Below are 26392 nucleotides of genomic sequence, written 5' to 3' on the forward strand. Positions count from 1 at the left end.
TTCTAAGCAATATAATAGCAAGGTGCTTTTTTTAAGGAGGATGCAAATGCACAGAAAAGAAACAAAAAACCTGGCTATTACTGCTATATTTGTCGCAATCTTTTTATTGCAAACTCTCATACCCAATATTGGTTACATTCGCATACTACCAACTTTGCCTGCTGTAACGACTATTCCGTTAACTGTTGCCATATATTCTTTGCTTATGGGGCCAATTGCTGGGACTTTCTTTGGCATTTTCTGGGGCATTGCCCGCATGGTGCAGGCGTATACTCAGCCTGGCGATATTGTCAGCCTGATGCTTTTCCAGAACTTTGTGATTGCCGTTGTTCCCAGTGTCCTTGCCGGCTTTTTTCCAGGGATGATTGGAAAATTTACAGCTGAAAAGAAAAGTAGTGTTAAAGAAATAAGCTATACGATTGCAGGCGCAGTGACTTCTTTAACTAACACTGCTTTTGTAATCTTGTTAACCAGTTTGGTTTTCATGGGTAATTCTGCCAAGTTGTTAGGACATTTAGGCAGTTTTAGTCAAGGCACACCTTTAATTACTGCGTTAATAGTTGCTCTCGGCTTGAATGGACTTGTGGAAGCTATATTTACCGCTATTGTAACACCCATTATTGTTACTCCACTCACCAAAGTTTTACGCAGATTGGGTTAAAAATTTTAGTTTTAATAAAAAGTTAATATTTTTGAGCTAGTCACTATTATTAGGAAAATAACATTGATGTAAGTCTTTCAATTTCTGAAAGGCTTATTTTTTTATTGACATTCTTGCTTTCTTACATTAGTGTATTAGATAAATAGTACAGAAGTATTACAACGAGGACTTTGCAAATGACTGAAATTTTACGAGTAGATCAAGTTACTAAAACATACGGCAAGCGGGGCGAAAAGCAGTACCAGGCTTTAAAGGGAGTTAATTTTGCAGTTAATTCAGGCGAATTTGTAGCCATTATGGGAGCTTCGGGTTCTGGTAAAACGACTTTGCTTAATATCTTGTCGACTTTAGATAAACCAACAACAGGCAACGTTTTTATTAACCACCAAGACAACAGCACGTTAAATGCTAACCAGTTGGCGGATTTTAGAAGTAAGCAAATTGGCTTTATTTTTCAAGACTTCAATCTCTTAGAGAATTTAACTAATCGTGAAAACATTGCCTTGCCTTTAAGTTTAAGAGGGATAGCTCCCAGAAAAATTGATCCCTTAGTTGACAAAATTGCGACTAGGCTGGGAATTAAAGAGATATTGCCTAAATATCCTGCTGAAGTATCTGGTGGGCAAAAGCAGAGAGTAGCAGCTGCCAGAGCGTTGGTGCATGAACCGGCAATTTTGCTTGCGGACGAGCCAACTGGCGCTTTGGATTCAAAGAGCGCCCGCGAGTTGCTTTATACTATGGCTGATTTAAACCAAAACGATGGTATTACCACTCTGATGGTTACGCACGATCCGTTTGCTGCCAGCTTTGCCAGTCGCATTTTATTTATTAAAGACGGCCAAATTGGTGAACAAATGCTGAAAAACGGGCAGTCGAGGCAGGAATTTTATCATCTGTTAATTGATCACTTAGATACTGATGAATAAGGAGAACAAAAATGATTTGGAAGTTGTCCTTAACGGGAATTAAGAGTCGCTTTAAAGATTACGCGGTTTTGTTTTCCGGCTTGGTTGTTGCCAGCATGATTTTTTACATGTTCCTCACAATCACTATTAATCCCACCTTTATTAAAAATGATATTGCAGCACCAAGTAATTATGTCCGTTTCACCTTTGGCTTTGGTATTGTCTTGCTGGTAATCATTACTACTATTTATTTGGTTTATGCTAATTCTTTTTTATTGAGCATGCGCAAACATGATTACGGCATGTACATGATGCTCGGAGCTAAGAGTACTAAAATCGGGGCACTAATTTTTCTGGAAACTCTGATAACCGGTATTTTGGCCACAATAGTGGGTATTCTGCTGGGTTTTGGTCTAACAGCCATTGTATCGCAGCTGCTGATATCTCGTTTAGGCTTGACGGTAAAGCATTTTGCCGTTGTTTTACCCAATGCCATTATCTGGACGATTATCTTCTTCATTTTCATCTTCTTATTTGGCGCTTTGAAAAATGTCCGTAAATTAACCAAGACACCGATAATTGAATTATTGCGTGATGACCAAAAGCCGGTTGCCTACAAGCGCCAGCCGGTCTTGCACTGGATTCAAGGAATACTGGGGCTGGTGCTCTTAACTGCAGGCTACTTTATTCTGGGTCTTCCAGGCGGTGCTATTTTATTTATTATTCCAGCAGCGCTAGTGACCATAGTTGCCGGTTCATACTTCACATTTAATGCTTTTTTCAGTGCCTTAATTGGGTTCTTGCTCAACCGCAGAAGCTTTTCTTATCATGGCATTCGGATATTTACTTTGGGGCAGTTGAAGTTTCGGCTGCATGATTATACGCGGATTTTAACGGTGGTTTCACTGCTTTTTGCCCTGGCACTTGGTGCTATTACTGTGGGACTTAACTTCAGCACGCTCAGTGAGCAGCTTGAAGACAATTTTTATTACGACACTACTATTATCAGTGATTCCCCAAAAGTAGCGCAGGCTAAAAGCAAACTGACGATTACTCGTCAGCAAACTTATCATTATAAGGAACAGGGCAAGTATTTATACTTTAACCGCGGTGAATTTAACAATAACCCAGTCAAAAACGTCAAGTTTTACATGAAAAATGGTCAGCCCGCCTACAAGACGATCAACTTGCCTACTAAAAAATTAGATGTGCCAGCAACGTATGCCAATAATGCTTTTGGCGCTATGGTTCCTGATGGTATTGCTAAAATCATTCGCTTGGTTTCACCTGAAAAGTGGGCACAGAAAAAAGGGCAGAATAAATTTGTCAGTTTCGTAAATGTGAAAAATTTCGATCAAGATTACCCCACCATCTTAAAATTACAAAAACAGCAGTTAAAAGAAAATTCTGCTTATGAGTATATATATACTTCGAGCAAGGCTGGCAGTTACCAGTTAATTAAGAATTTCAGCAGCGGGTTTGAATTTATGGGTTTCTTTTTAGGTATCGCCTTTCTAACCATGCTGGCTTCGACCTTAATGTTTAAGGTGTTAAGTGGTGCTGCCAGTGACAAGGTGCGCTACCAAATGTTATTTGAAATTGGCACAAGGGTAAAGATATTGCGTCAATCTATCAGAAATGAGATTGGGGTTCTGTTTCTTCTGCCCGGTATATTAGGCGTGATCGACGTTCTCTTTGGCTTAAGATTATTTAAATTGCTCCTGCCGCACCCCTACCAGAAGTTGTGGATTCCCTTTACGATTTTTATCGTGCTTTATCTGATTTATTACTTATTAACGGTGAAATTATATGAAAAAATCGTGCTTGCACATGAATAAAATTGGGGCGGTAATTAATACAAGTTTGTTTTTAGTAAAAGAAAAGGAGCAGTAATGATTTGGAAACTGTCCGTGACGGGTATTAAGAATAGGCTGAAAGACTATCTGGTGTTGTTTTCAGGCTTGATTGTTGCCAGCATGATTTTCTACATGTTTTTGTCAATTGCTACTAACCCTGTGTTTATTAGTAAGGATGTTTATGGTAGAGAAGCATACCTGAATTATATTTTTACCTTTGGTATTATTCTGCTTGTGATCATTACCTCGGTTTATCTTGTTTATGCCAATTCATTTTTGCTGAGCATGCGTAAGCATGACTATGGCATGTATATGATGCTCGGGGCCAAAAGCACGCGGATTGGCTTACTGATTTTTTCTGAAACTCTGCTAACCGGCTTTTTAGCAGTTCTACTGGGAATAATACTGGGGCTCGGGTTGACCACAATAGTTACCAAGGTGCTGGTAGGTAAACTAGGGCTGGAAATTACTCACTATAAGGCAATATTGCCGAGTGCCATAATAGGAACATTGCTTTTCTTTGTTATTATCTTTCTCTTAGGTGCACTGGGCAATATGCGCAAGCTTACTCGTACCCCAATAATCGACCTGTTACATGAGGATCAAACTCCCATTAATCTTAATCATCATCCAGTTTTGCGGGGAATTGAAGCAATTTGCGGTGTACTTTTGCTAGCGGTCGGTTACTATGTAATGACTTTACCTGCTAACTATATTTATCTTCTTATTCCCACCGCGTTAGTAACAATTATTGTCGGTTCTTTCTTTGTCTTTAATGGCGTCTTCACGGCTATTATTAATTATTTACTTAATAAAAAATCTTTTTCATATCGTGGCATTAATGAATTTACTCTGGGCCAATTAAAATTTCGCTTGCAAAGTTACACCAAGGTATTAACTATGATTTCAATTCTGTTTGCCTTGGCTTTAGGTGCAATTACCGTGGGACTTAATTTTGGTTCCATGAAGGATGAAGCGCAAAAAGGGATTTATTATGATGCTACAATTATCAGTCAGACGCCAGCAGTTAAAAAAGCAGAAGCCAAGTTAACTATTACTAATAAGCAAACATATCATTACAAAGAAAAGGGGATGCACCTCTACTTTAACCGCGCGGAATTTGAAAAACAGCCGCTGAAAGAAATGGCAGTTTATTTTCATGACAATCAAGACAATTCCCCCACTTATAAAGTAAAAACGCTGGCTACTGCTAAACTGGATAAACCGCAAACAACGGAAAACAGTATTTTTAGCCAAATGGTGCCAAATGGTCTTCCTAAGAAGATACATCTAGTTTCACCAAAAAGGTGGCTGAGTATTGATGGTCAGGAAAAATTTGTCAGTTATATTAATGTGAAAGACTTTGTCCACGATTTTCCGGTGATCAATCAAATTCAAAAGCAGCAATTGAGGGAAAATCGTAACTACAAAGATACTTACCTTAATTCAAAGCCATACTATTATAGTAATGTGCTCGGCTTTACCAGTGCGTTTGAATTTATGGGCTTTTTCTTAGGAATAGCATTTCTGACCATGCTGGCTTCGACGTTAATGTTTAAAGTCTTAAGTGGTGCTGCCAGTGACAAGGTGCGCTACCAGATGCTACATGAAATTGGTGCTAGACCACGATTATTGCGCAGTTCAATCAGAAAAGAAATTGGTACTTTGTTCACCATGCCTGGAATTTTAGGCATAATAGATGTCCTTTGTGGCTTACAACTGTTTAAAACATTGCTGAAGGCACCTTACCATAATATTTGGATTCCATTCACAATTTTTATTGTTCTCTATTTAGGATACTATTTGTTAACAGTTACTCTATATGAAAAAATTGTACTCACAAATAAATAATCATAAAAAGACCGGATTTTGAAATAAATTTTCAAAATTAAACTAGTAACTCTTTAATTGGTGGGAATTCACGCAACATCTCATGAAAAAATAAGCAAAAGTTGCTTGGACTAATGCTTATTTTTTTCGTCTAGTCGTGTCCTTTTGGATACGATTTTTTAATTGTTCAAATTGTGCAAAATTACCCGGTAAAAAAGACTTTAATTTCACAAAATCTTAATTGGGGGACGCTTTTATCTCTAGTATGCGAAAAATTGGTATAGGTTCCATTATTTAATGTTGGATTGATCTGGATTTTTTAGGTAAAAACATCAATAAATTTTTATGCAATTTCAGCTTGTTTTGTTTTGTTGACTTTTATCATTACAGTTAAAGTAACAGTGAAGACGATTGCACTAAATCCCAAGACACCGTACAGGGCATAATTAACATTGATTGTGCCAGCTATGGTGGTAAATAATGTCGTCATTAATGGACCAGCGATTGCCAAGATTGTGTTTAAAAGCCCTGCTGAAGAAGATAATATTTTGCGATCTACGGAGACAACCAACCATTGCATTAACTTAGGACTACTTGTACCAGCTAAGAAACCAAGAGTGGTCATTAGAATAAGACAGAACACGATATTCTTATTTAGGATGACAATAGCCATAATGGCACTACTAATGGTAGATAATAAAGATAGCTGGAAAAGCGAGGTGTTTTTAAGGAGTTTGGTGCCGACTGCACTGCCAAGAGCTAAACCAATTGCGGCAGCGGCTCCTAGAAGTGCGATGGTGAAACTATAGCTGCCGATAAGCATGCTTTTGTTTCCTGCAATAACAATTGAAATTAATGGTTGGACAGAACTGAGCAAACCATTAAGCATAGCTACAACTAAAACAATCGTTAAAAGTCCGTGGGCTTGCCTTACTTCCTTGAATGATGAACCAATTGTGGCAAAGAAGTTTTGGTCATTTACCTCTTCTGTCTGTTCAGGCTGTTGCTTATGAACGCTCGTCCCAATGTTGGCATAAAGTAGGCCTGCTGCTAGGAAGGTTAGTGCGTTGACAATAGCCAGTTCTGAGTATGACATTAAGAGCAGGAATCCGGAGCCAACAAATTGTGCAACTAGCGTAATTAGTTGTGATACGCCACTTGTAAAACCCTGAGCTTCGGCCATTTCGTTTTCACCGACGAGGCCAACGATTAGCGGCGTTTGTAAACCGCCAGAGTACATGCCGGAAAGATCAGATACAAAGTTGAGTCCGATAACCATTAAGACCAGGTTCCAGCCGGCAATATTGGTGGCAAAAAGCAGACCCACCAGCATGTATAACGCAAAGCGAATAACTGCCAGCCAGACAATTACGCGATACTTATTGTGTGTCCGGTCAGCCAGGTAGCCGCTGAAACTTTGAATTAAATCAGGCAGAGACTCGGTAATTGCAATTAAAGATAATGCCAGGGAATAATTTTTTAACTTGCTAGCATAAGTCATGAGGGCCAGGTAGAACAGGATGTTGCCTGCGCCGGATAACCAGCTGGCGAGGGTGAATTTTCTGTAATTTTTATTCTTTAAAAAAATGTTCATGTTTTTACCTCTTTTCTTAACTATATATTTAGTATATTTTGGTTATAATGAAAAAGAGAGGAATGTCATATTTGACAGTTTAAAGTTAGAAGGAATAAAAATGACAATTGGGGAGTTGTTAAAAGATTATCGGATAAGTCAAAAAAAGACGCAGAAACAATGGGCAAAAGATGTGATAAGCCCTTCATTCTATGCGAAAGTAGAAAAAAATTTAAGTCGGATTTCTGCCGAAGATTTAATTGAATTACTACATTCTAATCAAATTCCAGTGATTGATTTTTTCAGTAAATTAAATCAAAAAGATAAGTCGATTAATCAACAAGAATTAGAAATAAATCGACTTATTAATGAAGCATATTACCAAAATTCTAAAAAAGAGTTGCAACAAATACGAGATGTAGTTGCTGAAAGTGAATTGCCTAATAAAAATGATGAATTACTTCTTATCGATGCCTATATTGCGGTAATTAGTAAAGACCTTACAATGCTAGATAAAGAAGTTATAGACAGAATGAAAGAAAAAGTTTTCAATACTTCTAATTTTGATGAAGATGGATTAATTATGTACTGTAATTTCATGAGCTTTTATGATTTGAATAGCAACTTATTGCTATCTAAAAGGATAATAAAACAGCTTGTTGGATCAAGCAGTGTCAGAATACAAGAAAAAATTTTGGCTATCATTATCAATATGCTGATTTTTTGCATTAGAAATAAACGATTTGAAGAAACTGAGGTATTTGTTAATTATGCGGATCAAATAAAAACAAAACCGGAGGTTTTCTTTTATAAGCTGCTGATACCGGCATTTTATAATATAGTTAAATATCAAGATAATCATGATCAAAAATATCTGGATGAAACAGAAATAATAATTGAAAGTATCAAATTAGCGGGAATGCCAGATTATGGTAAAGAGTTAGAAGAGCTTTTAGTTGCAAATAAATAAACTTAAAAAAGTCATATTTGATTTTGAAGTGACCCCCAAATTTGGGGGTATTTTTATGTCTAAATTATCTAAACAAGATAAAATTGAAATCTATCATCTTTGGCACAGCTAATTAGTTTGCTTTTGCTGATTTTTTGGTATTTCTGAAGAATATTATCCACTCATAAATACATGCAATAACCGCTATTAGATAATCATACCAATGAAAAGCTTTTGAAAAGCCTACTAGAGAGAACAAACACGGCAATCAACGCTAAACTAAAAAATATAGGTTTAGCAATCACCATATTATATTTAATAAGCTAAGTATCAATTGGCAGAAACTCTAAAGCTAAAATAATTATTATTACTAAAGTAGTATTCATGTTATAGTCACACCTTTTAAACTATTTTAAAGATAAATAAATACGATTGTTCGTGCAGTCCAGTAAGCGACTGTCTTGTCAAAGTTACATATACAAAAAGGCAATCCACTGGATTGCCTAGACGCCTAGTACGCCTCTTTTGCATGCAAAGATCGCACTTTATTTCTTCTACTGAAATTATAGCATAAGAACACATGAGAGAATAGTGAAGTACGCCTTTCGATCCTCCCCGAAAAAAGGTGATAGCATGGGAAGGATTGTACTTTTATTTCTTCTGAAGTGTTTACTACTAACCAGTCTAACGCCTGCATTGCGCAAGCTAGGACAAGATTTTGATAAATTAGCCAATTTAATCGAAAAGATGCTTCGGTTATTTAAGTAGTAATCAGAAAGAAATGGACTTTTGTCCTACCTCTTTTTGATTACTGCTTTATTTTTTATGTACCTTTTAAAATTGCTAGCTACTTGGCTTTAGCTCTATTTCAATTAATATACTATGTTAAGCTACTTTGGTATAGGTGAAAGTCGATAGGAAATAAATTCTGCTAGCTTTTGGATTTGTCATATCCACCTTATTTGCGTCAAATATGACAGTTTTATTAATAAAAATAAAAAGGCAATTATATTATTTATATAAATAACGAAGGTTTTTTGAAAGGAAAAGAAAATCATGGTTTATAAATATTATTCGCATTTTAAGTTTTTTTGTTTAAATATTTTTGGATTAATTTCCAGTATGCAGAATATTGTTACAGCATACATTGTTGGTTCGTTAATTAATTTGGCAACGGCTAAAAATTTTGCAGCTATTCCAGTCTTTTTTGGTAAAAACATTTTGTTATTGATCTTAATTTTAGTCGCCACTTTAATTTTCGATTATCTTAAAGCAGATGCTGCTAAGCAGGTCAATACTGAGTTAAGGCTTAAAGTGATGAGGGGTATGCTCTCGGATGAGCAAGAAAATGCTTCAAATTTAGGTTTTTTAACTAATGATTTTAAACTTTTGGAAACAAATCGCTATGATGCTGAAATAGGAATTTTGATTTATTCATACACTGTCGTATTTGCTATGGCATTCGCTTTGTATCTAAATTGGCAGCTTACAATAATATTCTTTATTGGTTCGGTTATACCAACAATTGTTTCCACCTTTTTCCAAAAGCCTATTCAAAATGCTGCAGAGGCTTGGACAAATGCTAATGATAAATATGTTAATCAAACTAAAAATTTGTTATCTGGTACTGCTACCTTTAATTTATATGATAAGCAGGATAATGCAGTTAAACAAAATCAGTATAAAGTTAACCAATTAGAAGAAAAATTAGCCAAGATGAATGTGCTTAATACTAATACCAGTGCTTTTCTTAATGCAATTGCAATTATGGGTACTTATTTATTGCCGTTTGCAATTGGTATTGCATTAGTAATTAAAGGTCAAACTACTTTAGGTGCTCTTTTTGCAATAACGCAATTATCTAATTCATTTGTAAATCCAATTTTACAAATTTTGCAAGAACGAAATAATTTGTCTACTACAAAGCCAATTGTGCGAAAGATAAAGCAATATATACAAAAAGCAGATAATGTGGAGCGTGAACAAACCAACAATCCTACATTTAATGAACTACAAGTGCAAGACCTAGATTTAATGCGTCAGGATAAGGTATTAGCACAACATATTAATCTTGATATTAAGTCTGGCCAAAAAGTTGCGGTCATCGGACCCTCAGGATCAGGGAAATCTACGATGTTACAGTTTCTAATGTATGGTAAGTATGGTAAATCTAAAAAAATCATACTTGATCATAAAAAAGTAGCGGCAGGATCGTTTACTAAGTTGTTTGCCTATTCCAGCCAGAGTGCAGTTATTTTTTCTGATACGCTTTGGTTTAATCTAACTCTAGGAGCCAATATAGCTAAAGAAAAAGTTCTTGAGGTATGTCAAGGACTACAGTTAGGACAATTAATTAAAGAAAAGGGATTTGATTATCAATTAGGTGACAATGCAGATCAACTATCTGGTGGCCAATTGTCCAGAATTGAGGTGGCACGGGCTATTTTAGCCAATCGACCAATTTTATTACTGGATGAAATTAATGCTTCACTTGATAAAACTTCATCAAAGGCAATTCACCAATATATTTTTGATTCAAACTTTACTTTTGTTGAAGTTATTCATCATTACGATCCAGAAGAACTGCAAAAGTATGATGTAGTTGTTGATTTTAATCAATACCAATTTAACGATAAGCGCCTGTCGTAGTCAGATAGATAATAACCCAATTTACCTCAGCATTATATAATTTTTATTTTTAATTTTATGATACTTTTATATTTTTGGATTATAATAAAATTAAAAAGTTTAATATTTGATAGTTAATCAAATAGTTGAGGAAATTAAAATGACAATTGGTGAATTACTAAAAGACTATCGCATTCAGCAAAGGAAAACACAAAAACAATGGGTTAATGATGTGGTAAGCCCGTCATTTTATGCAAAAGTTGAAAAAAATTTAAGCAGCATTTCAGCAGATAATTTAATTGAACTATTAAACGTTAACAAAATTTCATTAACTGATTTTTTTGGTAAGTTAAACCACCAGGCGAAGACCGTACATGACGAGAACCTAGAGATTGATAGAATGGTTAATGAAGCGTATTATCAAAATTCTGTGCATGATCTGCAGCAAATACGAAATTTTGTTGCGGAAAGTGATTTTCCAAATAAAGAAGATAAATTAGATATAATTGATATCTTTATTGCAATAATTAACAAAAATCTTTCCAGTATTGATAGTGGCGTTATAGATAGATTGAAAGAAAGAACGTTTGATGTTTCTCATTTTAATTCTGATAGTTTAAGACTGTACTGCAACCTTATGAGTTTTTATGATTTAGATAGTAATTTATTGATTTCAAAAAGAGTAATACGTCAGTTTATTGGCTCGAGTAGCATTGATATTCAAAAGTTAGTTTTATCTATAATTATTAATATGATGATTTTGTGTATTCGTAACAAAAGATTTGAAGAAACAGAATTTTATGTTAGTAGTGAAAAACAAATCAAAACAAAACCAGATATATTTTTTTATAAGACTATTGCTCCAGCTTTTGAAAATATAGTCAAATATCATTATGATCAAAATCCTAAGTATCTTAATAAAATACAAATAATAATTAAAAGTGTAAAAATTGCTGGTATGCCCAGTTATAGTGAAGAACTTGAAGAATTAATGATTGCTAATAAATAAAATATAAAAATGTCATATTAAGCCATTAAGAGTTAAATATGACATTTTTAATATGCTTATATAAAATCGTAATAAACTGAGAATACATAGAAAGGAGTAAGAAAATGGAAAATTTATTACGTGAATTAATTCTTATTGGGCTCAATTTAGATTAATTAGAAACATGGGAAAAATGTTTTGTAAGTTAAGCGAAGATTTAAAAATTATGTCTAAAGTAGATGATCATATTTATGAAGCATTTGTAGATGGATTATTTATAAAGTTTAGACCGGAAAAAAATTATAAAGATAAGTAAATTTTCTATAAAGAAATATGATAGGAAAAATGTTTTAAAAATGGCGATCAAGCTGGAGGAAATTGATACTAACAAAAAGCAATATTTAAAAAGCAAATATTAAAATATGTTCAAGAAACTGTTCAGGTCATTTAAAAAATGACAGCGCTAACTATAATTAAGTCAAAAGGTGGTCTGCTTGAAGGAGCTGAACAGAAAGTTTGGTGATCTTGATGCAAAAATTAAAAAATATGTGCGTTGGACTGATAGAACTTTGTGCGACACTCATTATTGGCGGTTTGATGATAATCGCTGGTATTATTTTGGGCTTGGATCTAGCGTCCTTAATTATTAAGTTGTTTAGCGGTTTGATAAAACCGGATATGCCGAATTTTAACGTCATTATTAGTTTTCTGAGGATAAATTCGGGCATGCAAGTCGTTATGTTACTGGCAGCCTTAATAATGTTGGGCGGTATTGTAATAACTTTGAGGTTAACCAGATCCACTTTAAGTAATCTAGCTGAAAAAGAAGATGCACCTGCAATTTTTCAAAAACATTCAGGGCTAAAAATAATTGAAGTAGTTTTAGGGTTGACGGCAGTAGTTGCAGGCTACTTTATGTTAAATCTACCTAGTCAAAGCCTGTTTGACACTGTATTGCCGGCATTTATCACAATTGTGTCAGGTACTTATTTGCTTTGTCACTCGTTATTAAGCTTGGTGCCAGCAAATTGGTTTGCCAAAATTAATTTAACTAAAGGAAAAACGCAGCAGGGACTTTACCATTATGCCAGCGTTTTTACTATCATTTCACTACTCTTCGCTTTGACTATGGGCGCTCTGGCTTTAAGTCATGACTTTAATGCTTTTCCTCAAGTTATTAAAAGGGGCACATATTATGATGGGGTAATTGTTAGCAACACCGCTAATATTAAAAACGATGTTGCTCAACTAAAAATTAAAAAGCAGCAAACTTACCATTATAAAGAAACAAAAGGGCACTTTTATTTTGTTCGTAATGAATTGGCAAATAATCCAATTAAGTATGTCAAAAGCACCGGTAGACGCAATTTTCAAGTCAAATCTATTAAGTTAGACCAATTGAATAAAAATTCTCTAGCAGGTAACAGTTTCCGCGAACTCGTTCCTAATAGCAGTCAAAAAGAGAAAACAATTGCACTTTGTTCAACTGCAGAATTAAATAAGGTTAAGGGTAAAACTAAATATCTGACTTTGGTGCAGCTAAACAGTTTTGATAGAGATTGGCCATTTTTACTAAAAATTGAACATAAGCAGGCTCAAAGTAATCTTGCCTATAGTCACCTCTATAGCAACTCTAAGGCGGCTACTTATCAGCTGATTTTGGGGATGAGTAAAGAAATGAAGATCTTGGGCTATTCAGTGGCATTTGTGTTTGGCGTAAGTCTGATTACTGTTTTAATGATAGTAGTAAAAGCTGCTAAAAGAGAACAGAAGTTAGCGAATGAGAGGCTGGCTCAAAGAGCATGGCAGAGCAAAACAGGACTTTTGTTCTTTGTTCCTGCAACATTTGGTGTCTTTGATGTTTTGTTTGGCTTAAAATTTTTTGATCAGGTTTTGCCAACAGCATATTATAAAGTTTGGCTACCAATAGTATTGATGTTACTAGTTTATTTTGTTATTTATCTGATAACAGTTCGGCGGCATCACAATGCTGAATTTTAGATAATTTAGACATAAAAATGACCCCCAAATTTGTCCTAAATTTGGGGGTCATATCATGAGCGTGCTTTTTATTGTGTTTATTTAATGAAAGATAATGCCCAAAATCAGCCCAAAGACTTGCATTAACTGAAACCAAAACAAGTTTTGCGGTGCTAAATCAAAAGTTGTGGGCACTCTGTGCTTGATATTATCTTCATCAACCCAGAAAGCCATATCCTTGGTCTGCTTCTGTCTGAATGCCTGCACGTTTTTGTATAACTTAGGTAAAGTTACAAAAATTAATAGTTGCCAAATTGGTAAAAGGCGAAATATGACGCTGATAGCGACTATTGCAAATGGAGCCAGGGTTAAAAAACTAAATAAGTTTAAGGAATTTTTTACTCCAATGTATGAAGGTAGGGTGTGACGGCCATTAGCCAAGTCCTGCTTCAAATCGCAGGTATTGTCCGCCAGCATCGTTGCTGCGTTAAAGAAAGCTTGCGGTAAAGCTACCCAAAAAATTAATAATAGATTGGCTAAGTTGCCTCCGACACTAAATTGCGGCCAATCAAAATTCAAATAGGCTAATTGGGTTACGGGAGAATTGATGTAAACCGCTAAGAACATAATTCCCAGCCCTTCGAATAAGCCGGCAAGAATTTCTCCTAGCGGTACTCTGGAAAAGGGAACGGGCCCGTAGGTGTAAAATACAGCGACAAAAAGTCCGGGGGCACCGATTAGTAAAATAAAGAGATTAGTTCGGACAGTTAGCCAAATGCCTAAGACCGCCGCCATTAAAAGCAGGCTAAGCATAACCGCCATTGCAGTTGCTGGTGATAAATTACGCTTACCAATTAAATTGTGTTCTTTTTGATAGTCCCGGCTTTTGGCTAAGCGATAATCTTGGACATTGTTAAAGCCTGTAACAAATAAAGCTATTGCTCCTTGAGCAATTAAATATATTAAAGAATTCTGCCAACTAAAAGTATGAAAATAAAAATAAGCAAACAGTATCCCTAATAAATAGGGCATTAAGCTGTTTAACTTGGTATTAAGCCGCACCAGTTCAAAAAAATCAGTTATAGTAAAATGACTGTACTTCTTTTTAGCCTCCATCACGTTTTCCTTTCAGAGCATTATTTTAGTATAAAAATTAATTATTAGTTTTTAATTTTGCCAGCTGATAACCATTACCTGAAAATAATTTGAATTTATTTTTCAAGCCGGAAGTAATATATACTTTTTTCTTTTTGGTGATAAATATTGCTTCTACACCAGGTTTATGTTCCACATAGTCGTAGCCTTTTTTCAAACCGCGATTAAATACAGCGGTTGAAAGCCCATCGCCAGTGGTTGAACGCTTGGCAATAATTGTGACACTTAACAAGTTGTTTTGACAAGGGTAACCTGTTTGAGGATTCATTAAGTGGCTATAAACTTTATTACCGACTTTGAGGTATCGTTCATAAATACCTGATGTTACTGCAGTTGCATTCTTTTGCGGTAAAGAGCCGATGGCATCACCACGCGCAGCGCTGGGATCCTGAATACCTACCGTCCAGTTACTGTTATTCGTAGGAGAATTGCCCATAACATAAACATTTCCGCCTAAATCAATAATCGCGCTGGTCACACCATTTTTTTGCAAAACTTTCATGACTTCATCAGAAATAAATCCTTTGGCCATGCCACCTAAATCGAGCATCATTTTCTTTTTCTTAAGAAAAACAGTTTGTTTCTGATCATTAAAAACCACATTATGATAATTAATTAATGGCAGCCGTTTTTTGATGGTGCTTGCTTTAGGCTTATGAGCATCAGGAAAGCCAATCCGCCATAAACTGGTAATTGGTCCGATTGTTAAATCAAAGGTTCCAGCGGAAATTTTACTATAATAGTAAGCATCTTTGCACATACGGTAAATAGTGGGAGTAACTTTTACCGGTTTAATTCCGGCATATTTGTTAATTTTGTCTATTTCACTGCCTTTTTGATTAACGGTAGTTTCAGTGGCTAACTGTTTAATGCGCTTAAAACCCGCTTTTAAGGCTTTTTGCTGGTGTTGATTGTAAATTTTAATGGTGCAAACTGTTCCCATTAGAAATTGAGTATCTGAAGTAGGGGTAGTGGTAACAGCGGTTTTGGCCGGCGCTGTGTCTTTACTCTGAGTTGAGCAAGCTGTCAAGTTGAAGCTTGCTAATAGTGATACGAGTATCAGCAAAAACTTGTTTGTTTGCTTCTTCATATAATTTATTTCTCCTAATAAAAAAGAGCGGCTAAATGTCACTCTTTTTGTAATTAACTAATTATCTTTTTATTCCTGGTAAACGATATTGTCAACCTTGATAGTTCCGCTTTTACCTTTTTGAGCGGCATTAATTAGTTGTTCAGCGTAAGCAATAAATGAATGAGAAGATTCTGTTGCTCCTGAAACAGCTTGTACTTTTTCAGTATTTCCTTTAGCTTTGATGAATTCCTTTTGTAATTTTGGAATGTATTCTTTAGGACCAACTTTGTTAACCTTCTTCATTTGCTTTTCATAAGCAGCATTTTTGGTCTTGGAAACGCCCTTTTTATTAACTTGGTCGTAAGTAAAGTCACTGATTTTACCTTTTTTAACTACCATAGTTAAAACTTGGCGATAACCGTGACTATAGTTCTTTTCAGCCAGTTTATACGTACCATCTTTCATCTTCTTATTGTTATTGATGTGAATGGTGGCTGTATCACCTTTTTGAGCGGCTTGAGTTAGCTGGTTAACATAGTTCTTTAAAGTATTACTGGAACTAGTTGCTCCAGTAACAACTTGAATAGCGCTCGAATTAGCACCACTTGCGGCAAATGATTTTTGTAATTTTGGAATATATTCTTTAGGGCCAATCTTTGCTTGAGAATACTTCTTCATTTGTGCTTCATATTTAGTATCCTTTGCCTTTGACTTGCCGTTCTTGTCTACATTGTCATAGCTGGTGTCTGTAACCTTGCCACCTTTAACAGTCATAGAAACCTTTACTTTATAGCCATTGAAATAGTTGTCTTCTACTAATTTGTAAACACCGTCTTGCAGTTTACCACCGGCAATTTGCTTAGGAGCTTTCTTTTTCTCAACTTTGCTTACCTTTGGCTTAGAATCGCTTGAAGAACTTTTCTTAGCTGTTGTTGAACAAGCACTTAATAAAAGTGTAGAGAGTGCCAGAATGGCAGTACTATATATTAAATTATTCTTTTTCATAATATCTCCCTCAGTAATATAAAAGATTATAACATTGTGTACGTGTTCACTTACTATAATTATAAGATAGAGCTCTACTTTGTGCAACTACAAAATATGAAAGCGGAAACTTATAATGATAGCAATTAAATCGTATAAGTAAAATATTACGAACATAGTTTGTGAAAGTGACCACTTTACCATAGTCCAAAACACTAGTATAATATAATATAACTAGTATATTCGCATTAAGGAGTGTTAAAAGTGGCTGAAACAAATATTGTAGTTATTGGCGGCGGCTATGGTGGTCTGTATACTACTAAGCACCTTGCCAAGAAATTAAAAAAGCGGCATGATATCAAAATCACGCTGATTGATAAAAATCCTTATATGACTATGATGACTTCACTTCATGAAGTTGCGGCTAACAGGGTAGAAGCCAAAAGTTTGAAATATGATCTGCAACGTTTATTCTCGCGGAGAAAAAATGTTGATGTTGTAACTGACAATGTTACCAAAATTGATCAATCTGCCAAAAAAGTTATTGGCGATAACGGCAGTTATCCCTACGACTATGTCATATTAGCTATTGGTTCGCAGCCTAATGACTTTAATACTCCTGGTGTTAAAGAAAACGGCTTTGTTTTAGGCAATCTGGACGATGCAGAGCAATTACGTGACCACATTGATATGATGGTTCATTTAGGTTCTAAAGAACGCGATCCCGAAAAGCGGGCACAGTATCTTAACTTTGTCGTTGTTGGTACCGGGTTTACTGGCACTGAAATGGCCGGAGAATTAAATTCTTGGCGTGGTGATTTAGCTAAAAAATATAACCTGCAAAAAGATGATATCAAGATAACCATGATGGAAATGGCACCAACGGTTATGAATATGCTTGATCGCTCTGATGCTGATAAGGCAGAAAAATATCTCTTAAAACAAGGTGTAGAAATTAAAGTCAATACTGGCGTTGTTGGAGTTCATGAAAATTATATTGATCTTAAAGATGGTTCAACATATCCAACCAGAACTTTAATTTGGACTGCGGGTGTTAAAGCTGTTGATACTGCTAAAAACTTTGGTTTTGAGACTGGCAGAGCTGGCAGAATTATAGTTAATGAATATTCCCAAATTCCAACTGATCCCCATGTTTACGTCATAGGAGACGTTGCTCTTTATGATGCTAACGGTAGCGGCCGCGGTGAACCACAAGTGGTTCAAGGGGCTGAATCTGCTGGTAAGTGTGCTTTAAGAAATATTTTGAGTCAGATTAACGGCGGTGAACCCGTTAAGTTTAAAGGCACCTATTCAGGATTTATGGTTTCTTTAGGGCCTGCTTGGGGTGTGGCCTCTCTTGTTAACACTTTCCATCTGAGCGGCTTTTTCGCAATCTTAATGAAAGACATAGTGGACATGATTTACTTTATGGAAATCTATTCTGGTCACTATCTCTTCCATTATATTATGGATGAATGGTTCAGAATTAAGCGCCCAACTTTATGGCGCGGTAATCTTAATCGGTATGGCAATGTCTTATGGACTGTACCTTTGAGAATTTACTTAGGCTTAATGTGGTTAGTAGACTGCTGGTATAAAGTTCAAGGCAGTGGTTCTTGGTTTACCAACAAATTGCAACTGCATTTTCCATGGCTTGTGCAAGCTGCAACCAGTGGCGCTTCACAAAAAGCTGCCGCTACTACAGCAGCAAGTGGCAAGGCAGCGACTTCTGCTGCTCCTGCACTATTTTCCCTAAACTATGATTATGGTCACTCACCAATGGCTGTTTTTGATAAAATGCCAAACTGGGTACAATCAATGACTAAAGTCATGATTCCTAACAAGGATGCGGCATTAGTTGCTCAAAAGACAATGACGTGTTTGGAAATTGCATTAGGAATTATGCTGGTTTTAGGATTATGCACGTGGTTTGCCGGTGGCATGAGTGCAATTTTTGTAGCTATTTTCTGCTTATCAGGAATGAACTATTGGGTAAATGTTTGGATGATATTTGCGGCAATAGCAGTTATGAATGGTTCTGGTAGAGCATTTGGTCTGGACATGTGGTTTGTTCCGTGGCTAGAAAAGAAGCTTACTAAGCTGAGATATGGTATCTTGAAACCAATTTATCATGTCGATAAAAACGGGGTAAAGAACTAACAATGCTAACTCTAAAAAGTCCTATGGTTTTATCTGTAAGACTTTTTTAGTTTTATTGTTAGTGAGGTAATACATGAAAATTTTAAAGAAGCTTAAACTTGGTGATTTTTTAATAATAGTAGTTTTATTAATCATTAGTTTTACTCCTTTTTATATGTTGCACAATCAGGAAAAAGCTGACGATCAAATTATAGGAATCGTCAAAATTAATAATCGTGAAGTGAAAAGACTTTCTTTGGCTAAAGATCAGAAATGGCGTTATCAAAAAAATGGTAGAATTAATATTGTACAAATAAAAAAGCACAAGATTCGGGTAATTGATGCCAATTGTAAGGATCAAGTATGTGTTAAAGAAGGCTGGAAAAGCGAAAGCGGGGATACAATAGTCTGTCTGCCACATAAATTTTTAATTGAGCTAAAAAATAAAAATCAAATTGACGATAATAAATAGATTTAAATATTATGACTGAAACAAATAATTATTTACGCACATATGTGTTTACAGGAATTCTATGCTCACAAGGAATTATTCTTAGTGTTGTTGAGCAAATGTTTCCTTCGCCCTTTTTCTTTGCACCTGGTGCCAGGCTTGGTTTAACTAATATTATAACGATGATCGCATTAATGATTTTACCTTTTAATAATTGTATTTTACTGACATTTTTGCGCCTGGTGCTAACTGCTCTGATGACAGGAGGTACTGGTACCTTTTTATTTGCTGCAGCAGGGTCATTTTTAAGTCTGTTTTTAATGAAATTATTTTTACCGCTGGTTCCCAGATTTATCAGCATAATGGGGGTATCAATTCTTGGCGGCGTATGTCATAATTTTGGTCAATTATTAATTGCAGCGCTGCTAGCACATAGTAAATATGTTTTATTGTATCTGCCTTTATTGACAGTATTCGGAATTCTTTCTGGAACAATAGTTGGTCTTGTCAGCAGCTACTTATTGCATTATGTTGATGCATTGAGTTTTATCAAAGGAATAATTAATAAAGGTAATTAACATGTCAAGGCTAGAAAAAGAGTTACAGCAAGTCCAAAATACAATTCAAAAAAATATCCGGACGCCAAAAGGTAAACTGGGAGAAGCAGTCAGATATGCGTTTTCTAAGCCTGGCAAGCAATTACGTCCTAGTTTCGTTCTATTATTTGGAGAAATGGGTGAAAGCAATAGGGAACAAAAATTAATTAATATTGCCGGTTCGATTGAAATACTGCACAATGCCACTCTAATTCATGACGATATCATTGATAATTCAAATGTTAGAAGAGGCAGGGCATCGGTTCAGGCTAAATATGGTAAAACTATAGCATTATATGCCGGAGACTTCTTATTTGCTTTGTCATTACAACTGCTAAGTGAAAACACTTCAAAGATAACGAACTTGCGTGCAAACGGCAGCACTATGCAAAAAATACTTGCAGGTGAAACCACTCAGTTTGGTAATGAATATGATATTACAATTACGGAAGAAGAATATCTTGAACAGATTCGGGGCAAAACTGCTAGTTTATTTGGTTATGCCTGCTATATTGGTGCTCTTGAAGGTGGACTTAGTAAAAGACTGGCCAGAAGTGCTCAAGAAGTAGGTCTGCTATTTGGTCAAGCATTTCAATTGCGAGATGATATATTAGATTACACCGCTTCTACTGCTGAATTAAAAAAACCGGTATTATCAGATGTAGTTAACGGTGTTTATACTGGGCCGCTAATTTTTGCACTGAAAAAAGATTCTTCTGGTAAATTGAAAGATTTAGTGAAGAAGGGTAAGAAACTCAATTCTGCTCAGCTAGAGCAAATTGACCTTCTGGTGAGTGAATTAGGTGGAATTAGGCATGCACAAAATTTAGCAAATGACTTTACAAATAGCGCATTGGCGCTACTTGAGAAAAATTTTGCTAAATATTCGGGATATGAAAAGGTCGCTGATATTGTCCGTAAAATGCTTACCAGAAATTGTTAATTATAAAAAAAGAGGTTGACTTAATGTTTGCTATGACCTCCAAATTAGGAGTCAAAACAGTTCAACCTCTTTTATTTTGATGAAAATATTTAAAAGTTAGCTAAATTAATTGTTAATTTTAGATCTATGCCTTTTTAGGTTTACGAGTGAAACCAAATATGACTTGTAAAATCACCAGAACGCAGTAAGCCAGCAGCATGTAAACCAAAAGACTAATGTCTGCTCTAGTGGAAGCAAACCAGTACCACTGATTCCCTTCAGTACTATAGATTAAATCAGCCAGACCTATTAAAGCTAAAATCAAAACATTAATAATTGCAAAAATCCATAAGTTGCCATTTTCATGTTTAGCAACATATATAATCGACCAGGCTGCTGACCATATTCCCCAAAGACCGGTAGCAGCAATTATAATCCAGTAAAAAACCGTAGCAAACATATTTATGCCTCCTCAATAATTCTATTTTACCATAAAGCTCACAAAATCACATGTTTATTTGGCACTATTTATGATGGTGATTAATCAACAATTTTTTCTAAGAATAAATTTAATAGAAAAGTCTTAAAGCTTTGCTAAAAATAATTGTAAATTTATCTTGACATGTTAATGTTCTTTTTTTATAATTCTAAGTATTAAATTAAATTTTGGGAGGTGATTTTAATGAAAGCTAAATATTTAAATATGCGAAGTAATGCTGAAAATATTATTGCCCAAAATTTAATTGCCTTGTTGTTGTCGCGTAGGACTTAGCTTGAATAGATTACTTCTAGTAATTTTACATGTTGAGCCCTTGTTTGCGTCTAATGAATGGGGCTTGACTAATAACTAATTTAAGCCTCATTCATTAAGTGAATGAGGTTTTTGGTTACCAAGCTATTTATAAGGAGAAAATGATGAATAAATTTTCAAAGAGAATGTTGCGTGTCCTGACGTTGGGAATGGCTGGCTTAGCGTTAGCAGGCTGTTCAGTAGCAAAAAGCGGGGGAGGCAAGGGTACACACCAAGATAAAGATACAGTCAAAGTCGGGATTAATATTGAGTTGTCTGGTACTGCTGCCGGCTACGGCAGTGCTGAAAAACAAGGTATAGTTCTAGCCGCTTCTGAAATTAATAAGGCTGGTGGAATTAACGTCAATGGGCATAAGAAGAAGCTTAAGTTGCTTATCCGTGATAACAAGTCCTCAATTGCTACTTCGGCTTCAGTCGCTGCACAATTGGTAACCAAGGATAAAGTGGCTGCAGTTGTAGGGCCAGCTACTACTAACTGCGGTACGGCAGAAATTCCTAATGTTACCAAGGCTTCTGTTCCCTGCGTTAGTCCATCCGCAACTGATCCAAACTACACTAAACAGAAGGACGGCAAAGTGCAACCTTATGCCTTCAGAGCCTGCTTCCAAGATACATTCCAAGGAAAGAGCGCAGCTAAGTTCGTCGACAATAAGCTGAAAGCCAAACGGGTAGCTGTCTATGCTGATAACTCCAGTGATTATGGTACAGGTTTAGCTAAAGCCTTCAAGGAAACTTATAAAGGCAAGATTGTTGACAGTCAAACATATTCTGCCGGTGATAAAGACTTCAACGCTGTTTTAACTTCATTTAAATCTAAGAAGATCGATGCTATTTATGTACCCGGCTATTACACAGAGCTGGGTTTGATCATAAAGCAAGCACGTCAGATGGGTCTAAAAGCTCCAATCGTTGGTGGTGACGGCATGTGTGATCCTAAACTAGTTCAAATAGCAGGTGCTAAAAATGCAACTAATATTTATTACACTACACCATTTTCAACTAATGTAGCTGCTAAAAACCCAGATTCAAAAGCTGCTAAGTTTATCAAAGCATACAGAGCTCGTTACCATTCAGAAGCGCCAACGTTTTCAGCTTTAGCTTATGATGCAGTTTATTTAGTAAAAGCGGCGATTGAGCAACAAAAATCCGATGATTCCGTTAAAGTTGCTGCAGGTCTGGCTAAGATAAAAGACTTTGATGGTGTTACTGGTAGGATTACTATGGATAAGTTCCATAATCCTGAAATGCCAATCGCTATTGAAAAATTGACTAATGGTAAAGTAAGCGACTCATTTCGTGTTGAGTAAATAAAAATAAAAGGAGTGCTTAAATTTGCAAACAGTTTTACAGCAAATCATTAATGCCTTGTCACTGGGATCAATTTATGCCTTGCTGGCATTAGGCTACAGCATGGTTTATGGCATTATTAACTTAATTAACTTTGCTCATGGCGATATTTATATGTTAGGTGCATTCTTTGCCTACTATGTGATTAATGCTTGGCATTTTAACTTTATTACAGCACTGCTTTCTGCAATGATTATTGGTGCAGTTTCCGGTGTAGTGATTGAATATTTTGCTTATCGACCACTACGTAAATCACCTCGAATAGCAGTATTGATTACGGCTATTGGCGTTTCGTTCTTACTGGAAAATGGTATGTCATATTTTGTAGGTTCAAATGCTCGTAGTTTTCCGCAAGTAATTGAACAGGTTAATTACAATATTGGTGGGGTACAGATTTCAAACGTTCAAATTTTGATTTTGGCTACTGCCTTGATTTTAATGGTTTCATTACAATTGATTATTCAAAAAACTAAGATGGGGCGGGCGATGCGTGCAGTTTCTGTCGATCCTGCTGCAGCTGAATTAGTTGGTGTTAATGTTAATCATACAATATCATTTACCTTTGCTTTGGGTTCTGCCTTAGCTGGGGCTGCAGGTATTTTAATTGGAATGTATTATAACCAAATTGATCCTTTAATGGGAATGACACCTGGTATTAAGGCGTTTGTGGCTGCCGTTTTAGGTGGAATTGGTTCAGTACCAGGAGCTTCTCTTGGTGGCTTCTTAATCGGAATTTTAGAGACATTTTTCCAGTCAATTGGCTTGTCGGCATATAAAGATGCAGTCGTTTATCTGATATTAATAGTTATTTTGCTTTTCTTACCTGCTGGCATTTTTGGCAAAAATACTAAAGAGAAGGTGTAGGTGGCAAAATGAAATCGAATTGGAAATACATTTTGTCGTGGCTGTTATTAATGGTAGGCGGATTTTACCTAATCAATGCTTTGATAATGGTTGGCGTCATAGATGATTTTATTGAAAACATGCTGGTCACGATTGGAATAAATATTATCTTAGCAACTGGCTTGAACCTGATTATCGGCTTCAGTGGTCAATTTTCTCTTGGTCATGCAGGTTTTATGGCAATAGGAGCATACGCTACTGCAATTATTACTCAACGTATGAGTAGTGAAGCTGGCTTCTTAGTTTCAATGCTCGTAGGCGTACTTGTGGCTATTGTGATTGCAGCAATTATTGGGACGGCTACCTTCATTCGCTTAAAGGGTGATTATTTAGCAATTGCTACTTTAGGAGCAGCTGAGATTATTCGGAATGTCATTAATAATTTGAAAATTACTGGTGGAGCAGCCGGATTGTACAATATTCCGCAATTATGTTCATGGCCTACTGTTTATATTTTAGTTTGTGTAACTACAATTATCTTGACGAATTTTATTCGTTCGAAAAATGGTCGAGCAATTAAGGCTGTGCGGGAAGACGAAATAGCTGCTGAAGCAATGGGTATTAATACTACCAAATGGAAATTAGCTGCTTTTGTCTTAGGAGGAGCAACAGCTGCAATTGCCGGCAGTCTCCATGCTTCATTCTTACAAACAATCTCACCTTCAAACTTTGGCATTATGGAATCAATCTCTGTATTAGTTATTGTTGTTTTGGGTGGTGTTGGCAGTATGACTGGCACATTTGTAGCAGCAATCGTTTTAGGAGTTTTAGACACCGTTTTACAAAGCTTTGGTGCATTAAGAATGGTGATCTATGCTATAGTTTTAATATTAATCATGATTTTCAAGCCATCGGGACTTTTAGGTAACTGGGAATTCTCCCTTAAAAATTTAACCCGCCACTTCGGTAAAAAGGAAAGGAGCTAGATATGCCACACTTATTAGATGTTGACCACGTAGTGCGAAAATTTGGTGGGTTGACTGCCGTTAATGATGTTTCACTTCATCTGGACAAGCACGAACTAGTTGCCTTGATTGGACCTAATGGTGCTGGTAAAACCACACTGTTCAACTTGCTAACCGGCATGGTGCAAGTTACTAGCGGAAAGATTAATTTACAAGTTGATGATAAAAATTATGATTTAACCCATAAAAGCGCTGTGCAAATTGCAGATTTAGGCTTGTCCCGGACATTTCAAAATATTCGCTTATTTAAAGACTTAACAGTAATGGATAATGTTTTAACTGCAATGACAAATGAATATAAGGAAAACTTTTTAACAACTGTTTTTCGCTTACCGAGTTTCTATAAAACCGAAAAAGAAATGAGGGCAGCCGCACAAAAATTACTGGCAATTTTTGATTTGACAGAAAATGAACAAACTCTAGCTAAGAACTTGCCCTACGGGACGCAAAGACGTCTAGAGATAGTTCGGGCATTAGCAACACATCCGCAGATTCTTTTCTTGGATGAACCGGCGGCGGGGATGAACCCTGAAGAAACGGCAGATTTAACTAACCTTATTAAGTATATTCAAAAAGAATTTCAAATCACGGTTTTGCTAATTGAACACGATATGTCTTTGGTCATGAACCTGGCGGAAAGGATCTACGTACTTGATCAAGGTGAAATACTGGCTACCGGATCACCTGAAGAAATCAAAGCAAATCCTAAAGTTATAGAAGCATATCTAGGAGAGGGTGATGACTAGATGGCAATGTTAGAAGTTCGTGACCTGTCTGTAAATTATGGTGTTATTCAGGCTGTCAAGAATGTCAGCTTTGAAATTAACCAGGGTGAAATTGTAACCCTGATTGGTGCAAATGGTGCCGGTAAATCAACTATTGTTAAAACCATTTCTGGGTTACTTAAACCTAAAAGCGGTCAAATTTTTTACCTTGGAAAAGAAATAGATCATAAAAGTGCACCACAAATTGTGAGTGCAGGCATTTCACAAGTAGCTGAGGGTCGTCATATCTTTGCTGGCATGACTGTAATGGAAAACCTGCAAATGGGTGCATTCTTACAAAAAAATCATGACGAAGTTTCTAAAACGTATAAAGAGATTTTTGAGCGTTTCCCAATTTTGCAAAAAAGACGAAGTCAGGATGCTGCCACTTTATCTGGTGGTGAACAGCAAATGTTGGCAATGGGGCGTGCCTTAATGGCTAAGCCTAAATTGTTACTACTTGATGAGCCTTCAATGGGTTTATCACCCTTATATATTCAAGAAATTTTTAAAATTATTAAAGAACTAAACGAAAAAGGTACGACTATTTTGTTAATTGAACAAAATGCTAAACAAGCATTGTCAATTGCAGATCGGGGCTATGTGTTGGCTACCGGTGTAGTGCAATTAAGTGGTACCGGTCAAGAACTATTAGCTAACCCAGAGGTGCAGAAAGTATACTTTGGTGGCTAGTACATAATAAAACTGTTGTAATGACTGTGAGAGTAATTCATTATTAAGTCACACGTTCAAACGCAAAAAGGTTACTTAAAATTCTGAGGAGGTAATTTTGATGACAACGAAATATTTAAACAAACAAAACAATATTAATATCTTTCAAATTCAGAATTTAGTTGCCTTGTTGTTGGAGCGCAGGACTTAACGTGTATGAATTACATTATGTAATTTAAAA

22 protein-coding genes are annotated in these 26392 nt (G+C 35.9%); 17 read left to right on the plus strand and 5 right to left on the minus strand.

Annotation, left to right across the window (positions count from 1 at the left end):
• Window positions 1-46 precede the first annotated feature (46 nt).
• The 4 genes from F5ESL0259_RS01020 to F5ESL0259_RS01035 all read left to right on the plus strand — a co-directional run bounded on the left by F5ESL0259_RS01020 (window position 47) and on the right by F5ESL0259_RS01035 (window position 5273).
• Entirely contained in the window at window positions 47-661 is a 615-nt protein-coding gene (locus F5ESL0259_RS01020) for an ECF transporter S component (protein ID WP_122037190.1), read from the plus strand.
• Between the two features lie 176 nt (window positions 662-837).
• A complete protein-coding gene (locus tag F5ESL0259_RS01025; RefSeq protein ID WP_122037191.1) occupies window positions 838-1587 on the plus strand; it encodes an ABC transporter ATP-binding protein in 750 nt (249 codons plus the stop codon).
• Window positions 1588-1598: 11 nt separating this feature from the next.
• Window positions 1599-3404, plus strand: coding sequence for an FtsX-like permease family protein (locus F5ESL0259_RS01030; protein WP_122037192.1), 1806 nt, complete (start codon window positions 1599-1601; stop codon window positions 3402-3404).
• Between the two features lie 54 nt (window positions 3405-3458).
• Window positions 3459-5273, plus strand: coding sequence for an FtsX-like permease family protein (locus tag F5ESL0259_RS01035; protein WP_122037193.1), 1815 nt, complete (start codon window positions 3459-3461; stop codon window positions 5271-5273).
• Between the two features lie 322 nt (window positions 5274-5595).
• Here the strand turns inward: F5ESL0259_RS01035 and F5ESL0259_RS01040 are convergent, their stop codons facing one another.
• Window positions 5596-6846 (minus strand): MFS transporter, encoded by a 1251-nt coding sequence (locus tag F5ESL0259_RS01040; protein WP_122037194.1) that lies wholly within the window; start codon window positions 6844-6846, stop codon window positions 5596-5598.
• A gap of 100 nt (window positions 6847-6946) precedes the next feature.
• Here F5ESL0259_RS01040 and F5ESL0259_RS01045 point away from each other — a divergent pair, with 100 nt between their 5' ends.
• The 4 genes from F5ESL0259_RS01045 (at window position 6947) to F5ESL0259_RS01060 (ending at window position 13391) form a co-directional block, all read left to right on the plus strand.
• Window positions 6947-7795, plus strand: coding sequence for a helix-turn-helix domain-containing protein (locus F5ESL0259_RS01045; RefSeq protein WP_158595982.1), 849 nt, complete (start codon window positions 6947-6949; stop codon window positions 7793-7795).
• A 1035-nt stretch (window positions 7796-8830) separates the two neighbouring features.
• Window positions 8831-10423, plus strand: coding sequence for an ABC transporter ATP-binding protein (locus tag F5ESL0259_RS01050; protein WP_122037196.1), 1593 nt, complete (start codon window positions 8831-8833; stop codon window positions 10421-10423).
• Between the two features lie 139 nt (window positions 10424-10562).
• Entirely contained in the window at window positions 10563-11411 is an 849-nt protein-coding gene (locus F5ESL0259_RS01055) for a helix-turn-helix domain-containing protein (protein ID WP_122037197.1), read from the plus strand.
• Window positions 11412-11918: 507 nt separating this feature from the next.
• A complete protein-coding gene (locus F5ESL0259_RS01060; RefSeq protein ID WP_147446413.1) occupies window positions 11919-13391 on the plus strand; it encodes a hypothetical protein in 1473 nt (490 codons plus the stop codon).
• A gap of 81 nt (window positions 13392-13472) precedes the next feature.
• Here the strand turns inward: F5ESL0259_RS01060 and F5ESL0259_RS01065 are convergent, their stop codons facing one another.
• The 3 genes from F5ESL0259_RS01065 to pplA all read right to left on the minus strand — a co-directional run bounded on the left by F5ESL0259_RS01065 (window position 13473) and on the right by pplA (window position 16602).
• Window positions 13473-14486 carry a UbiA family prenyltransferase gene (locus tag F5ESL0259_RS01065; protein WP_122037199.1) on the minus strand — a complete coding sequence of 338 codons (1014 nt, stop codon included), beginning with the start codon at window positions 14484-14486 and terminating at the stop codon, window positions 13473-13475.
• A 37-nt stretch (window positions 14487-14523) separates the two neighbouring features.
• Window positions 14524-15615 (minus strand): FAD:protein FMN transferase, encoded by a 1092-nt coding sequence (locus F5ESL0259_RS01070; RefSeq protein WP_122037200.1) that lies wholly within the window; start codon window positions 15613-15615, stop codon window positions 14524-14526.
• A gap of 69 nt (window positions 15616-15684) precedes the next feature.
• Entirely contained in the window at window positions 15685-16602 is a 918-nt protein-coding gene (gene pplA / locus F5ESL0259_RS01075) for an extracellular electron transfer flavoprotein PplA (protein ID WP_122037201.1), read from the minus strand.
• A gap of 243 nt (window positions 16603-16845) precedes the next feature.
• Here pplA and F5ESL0259_RS01080 point away from each other — a divergent pair, with 243 nt between their 5' ends.
• The 4 genes from F5ESL0259_RS01080 to F5ESL0259_RS01095 all read left to right on the plus strand — a co-directional run bounded on the left by F5ESL0259_RS01080 (window position 16846) and on the right by F5ESL0259_RS01095 (window position 20710).
• Entirely contained in the window at window positions 16846-18741 is a 1896-nt protein-coding gene (locus tag F5ESL0259_RS01080; protein ID WP_110445502.1) for an FAD-dependent oxidoreductase, read from the plus strand.
• A 73-nt stretch (window positions 18742-18814) separates the two neighbouring features.
• Window positions 18815-19192, plus strand: coding sequence for a NusG domain II-containing protein (locus F5ESL0259_RS01085; RefSeq protein ID WP_046324196.1), 378 nt, complete (start codon window positions 18815-18817; stop codon window positions 19190-19192).
• Window positions 19193-19203: 11 nt separating this feature from the next.
• Window positions 19204-19749: a Gx transporter family protein gene (locus F5ESL0259_RS01090; protein WP_046324197.1), complete on the plus strand. Its 546-nt coding sequence runs from the start codon at window positions 19204-19206 to the stop codon at window positions 19747-19749.
• Between the two features lies 1 nt (window position 19750).
• Window positions 19751-20710: a polyprenyl synthetase family protein gene (locus F5ESL0259_RS01095; RefSeq protein ID WP_122037202.1), complete on the plus strand. Its 960-nt coding sequence runs from the start codon at window positions 19751-19753 to the stop codon at window positions 20708-20710.
• Between the two features lie 124 nt (window positions 20711-20834).
• Here the strand turns inward: F5ESL0259_RS01095 and F5ESL0259_RS01100 are convergent, their stop codons facing one another.
• The gene (locus F5ESL0259_RS01100; RefSeq protein ID WP_046324199.1) at window positions 20835-21149 is read right to left on the minus strand and encodes a hypothetical protein; all 315 of its coding nucleotides are present in this window, start codon (window positions 21147-21149) and stop codon (window positions 20835-20837) included.
• Between the two features lie 452 nt (window positions 21150-21601).
• On the opposite strand from F5ESL0259_RS01100, the gene F5ESL0259_RS01105 reads away from it, so the two are divergent.
• Genes F5ESL0259_RS01105 through F5ESL0259_RS01125 form a run of 5 tightly spaced genes read left to right on the plus strand, consistent with a single transcriptional unit; the run spans window position 21602 to window position 26172 of the window.
• Window positions 21602-22807 (plus strand): ABC transporter substrate-binding protein, encoded by a 1206-nt coding sequence (locus F5ESL0259_RS01105; protein ID WP_370448791.1) that lies wholly within the window; start codon window positions 21602-21604, stop codon window positions 22805-22807.
• Window positions 22808-22832: 25 nt separating this feature from the next.
• The gene (locus F5ESL0259_RS01110; RefSeq protein ID WP_122037204.1) at window positions 22833-23711 is read left to right on the plus strand and encodes a branched-chain amino acid ABC transporter permease; all 879 of its coding nucleotides are present in this window, start codon (window positions 22833-22835) and stop codon (window positions 23709-23711) included.
• 8 nt (window positions 23712-23719) lie between these two features.
• A complete protein-coding gene (locus tag F5ESL0259_RS01115) occupies window positions 23720-24676 on the plus strand; it encodes a branched-chain amino acid ABC transporter permease (protein ID WP_122037205.1) in 957 nt (318 codons plus the stop codon).
• A 2-nt stretch (window positions 24677-24678) separates the two neighbouring features.
• Complete coding sequence (locus F5ESL0259_RS01120) at window positions 24679-25461, plus strand: ABC transporter ATP-binding protein (protein WP_110445508.1); 783 nt, start codon at window positions 24679-24681, stop codon at window positions 25459-25461.
• Window positions 25462-26172, plus strand: coding sequence for an ABC transporter ATP-binding protein (locus F5ESL0259_RS01125; protein WP_110445509.1), 711 nt, complete (start codon window positions 25462-25464; stop codon window positions 26170-26172).
• Window positions 26173-26392: the final 220 nt, after the last annotated feature.

It is taken from the genome of Lactobacillus sp. ESL0259, from assembly GCF_003693045.1.
GTDB classification, from domain to species: Bacteria; Bacillota; Bacilli; order Lactobacillales; family Lactobacillaceae; genus Lactobacillus; species Lactobacillus melliventris.

Coding starts and splice junctions, on each gene's coding strand:
- F5ESL0259_RS01020 (WP_122037190.1), top strand. CDS start 47: ATGCACAGAAAAGAAACAAAAAACCTGGCTATTACTGCTATATTTGTC.
- F5ESL0259_RS01025 (WP_122037191.1), top strand. CDS start 838: ATGACTGAAATTTTACGAGTAGATCAAGTTACTAAAACATACGGCAAG.
- F5ESL0259_RS01030 (WP_122037192.1), top strand. CDS start 1,599: ATGATTTGGAAGTTGTCCTTAACGGGAATTAAGAGTCGCTTTAAAGAT.
- F5ESL0259_RS01035 (WP_122037193.1), top strand. CDS start 3,459: ATGATTTGGAAACTGTCCGTGACGGGTATTAAGAATAGGCTGAAAGAC.
- F5ESL0259_RS01040 (WP_122037194.1), bottom strand. CDS start 6,846: ATGAACATTTTTTTAAAGAATAAAAATTACAGAAAATTCACCCTCGCC.
- F5ESL0259_RS01045 (WP_158595982.1), top strand. CDS start 6,947: ATGACAATTGGGGAGTTGTTAAAAGATTATCGGATAAGTCAAAAAAAG.
- F5ESL0259_RS01050 (WP_122037196.1), top strand. CDS start 8,831: ATGGTTTATAAATATTATTCGCATTTTAAGTTTTTTTGTTTAAATATT.
- F5ESL0259_RS01055 (WP_122037197.1), top strand. CDS start 10,563: ATGACAATTGGTGAATTACTAAAAGACTATCGCATTCAGCAAAGGAAA.
- F5ESL0259_RS01060 (WP_147446413.1), top strand. CDS start 11,919: ATGCAAAAATTAAAAAATATGTGCGTTGGACTGATAGAACTTTGTGCG.
- F5ESL0259_RS01065 (WP_122037199.1), bottom strand. CDS start 14,486: ATGGAGGCTAAAAAGAAGTACAGTCATTTTACTATAACTGATTTTTTT.
- F5ESL0259_RS01070 (WP_122037200.1), bottom strand. CDS start 15,615: ATGAAGAAGCAAACAAACAAGTTTTTGCTGATACTCGTATCACTATTA.
- pplA (WP_122037201.1), bottom strand. CDS start 16,602: ATGAAAAAGAATAATTTAATATATAGTACTGCCATTCTGGCACTCTCT.
- F5ESL0259_RS01085 (WP_046324196.1), top strand. CDS start 18,815: ATGAAAATTTTAAAGAAGCTTAAACTTGGTGATTTTTTAATAATAGTA.
- F5ESL0259_RS01090 (WP_046324197.1), top strand. CDS start 19,204: ATGACTGAAACAAATAATTATTTACGCACATATGTGTTTACAGGAATT.
- F5ESL0259_RS01095 (WP_122037202.1), top strand. CDS start 19,751: ATGTCAAGGCTAGAAAAAGAGTTACAGCAAGTCCAAAATACAATTCAA.
- F5ESL0259_RS01100 (WP_046324199.1), bottom strand. CDS start 21,149: ATGTTTGCTACGGTTTTTTACTGGATTATAATTGCTGCTACCGGTCTT.
- F5ESL0259_RS01105 (WP_370448791.1), top strand. CDS start 21,602: ATGATGAATAAATTTTCAAAGAGAATGTTGCGTGTCCTGACGTTGGGA.
- F5ESL0259_RS01115 (WP_122037205.1), top strand. CDS start 23,720: ATGAAATCGAATTGGAAATACATTTTGTCGTGGCTGTTATTAATGGTA.
- F5ESL0259_RS01120 (WP_110445508.1), top strand. CDS start 24,679: ATGCCACACTTATTAGATGTTGACCACGTAGTGCGAAAATTTGGTGGG.
- F5ESL0259_RS01125 (WP_110445509.1), top strand. CDS start 25,462: ATGGCAATGTTAGAAGTTCGTGACCTGTCTGTAAATTATGGTGTTATT.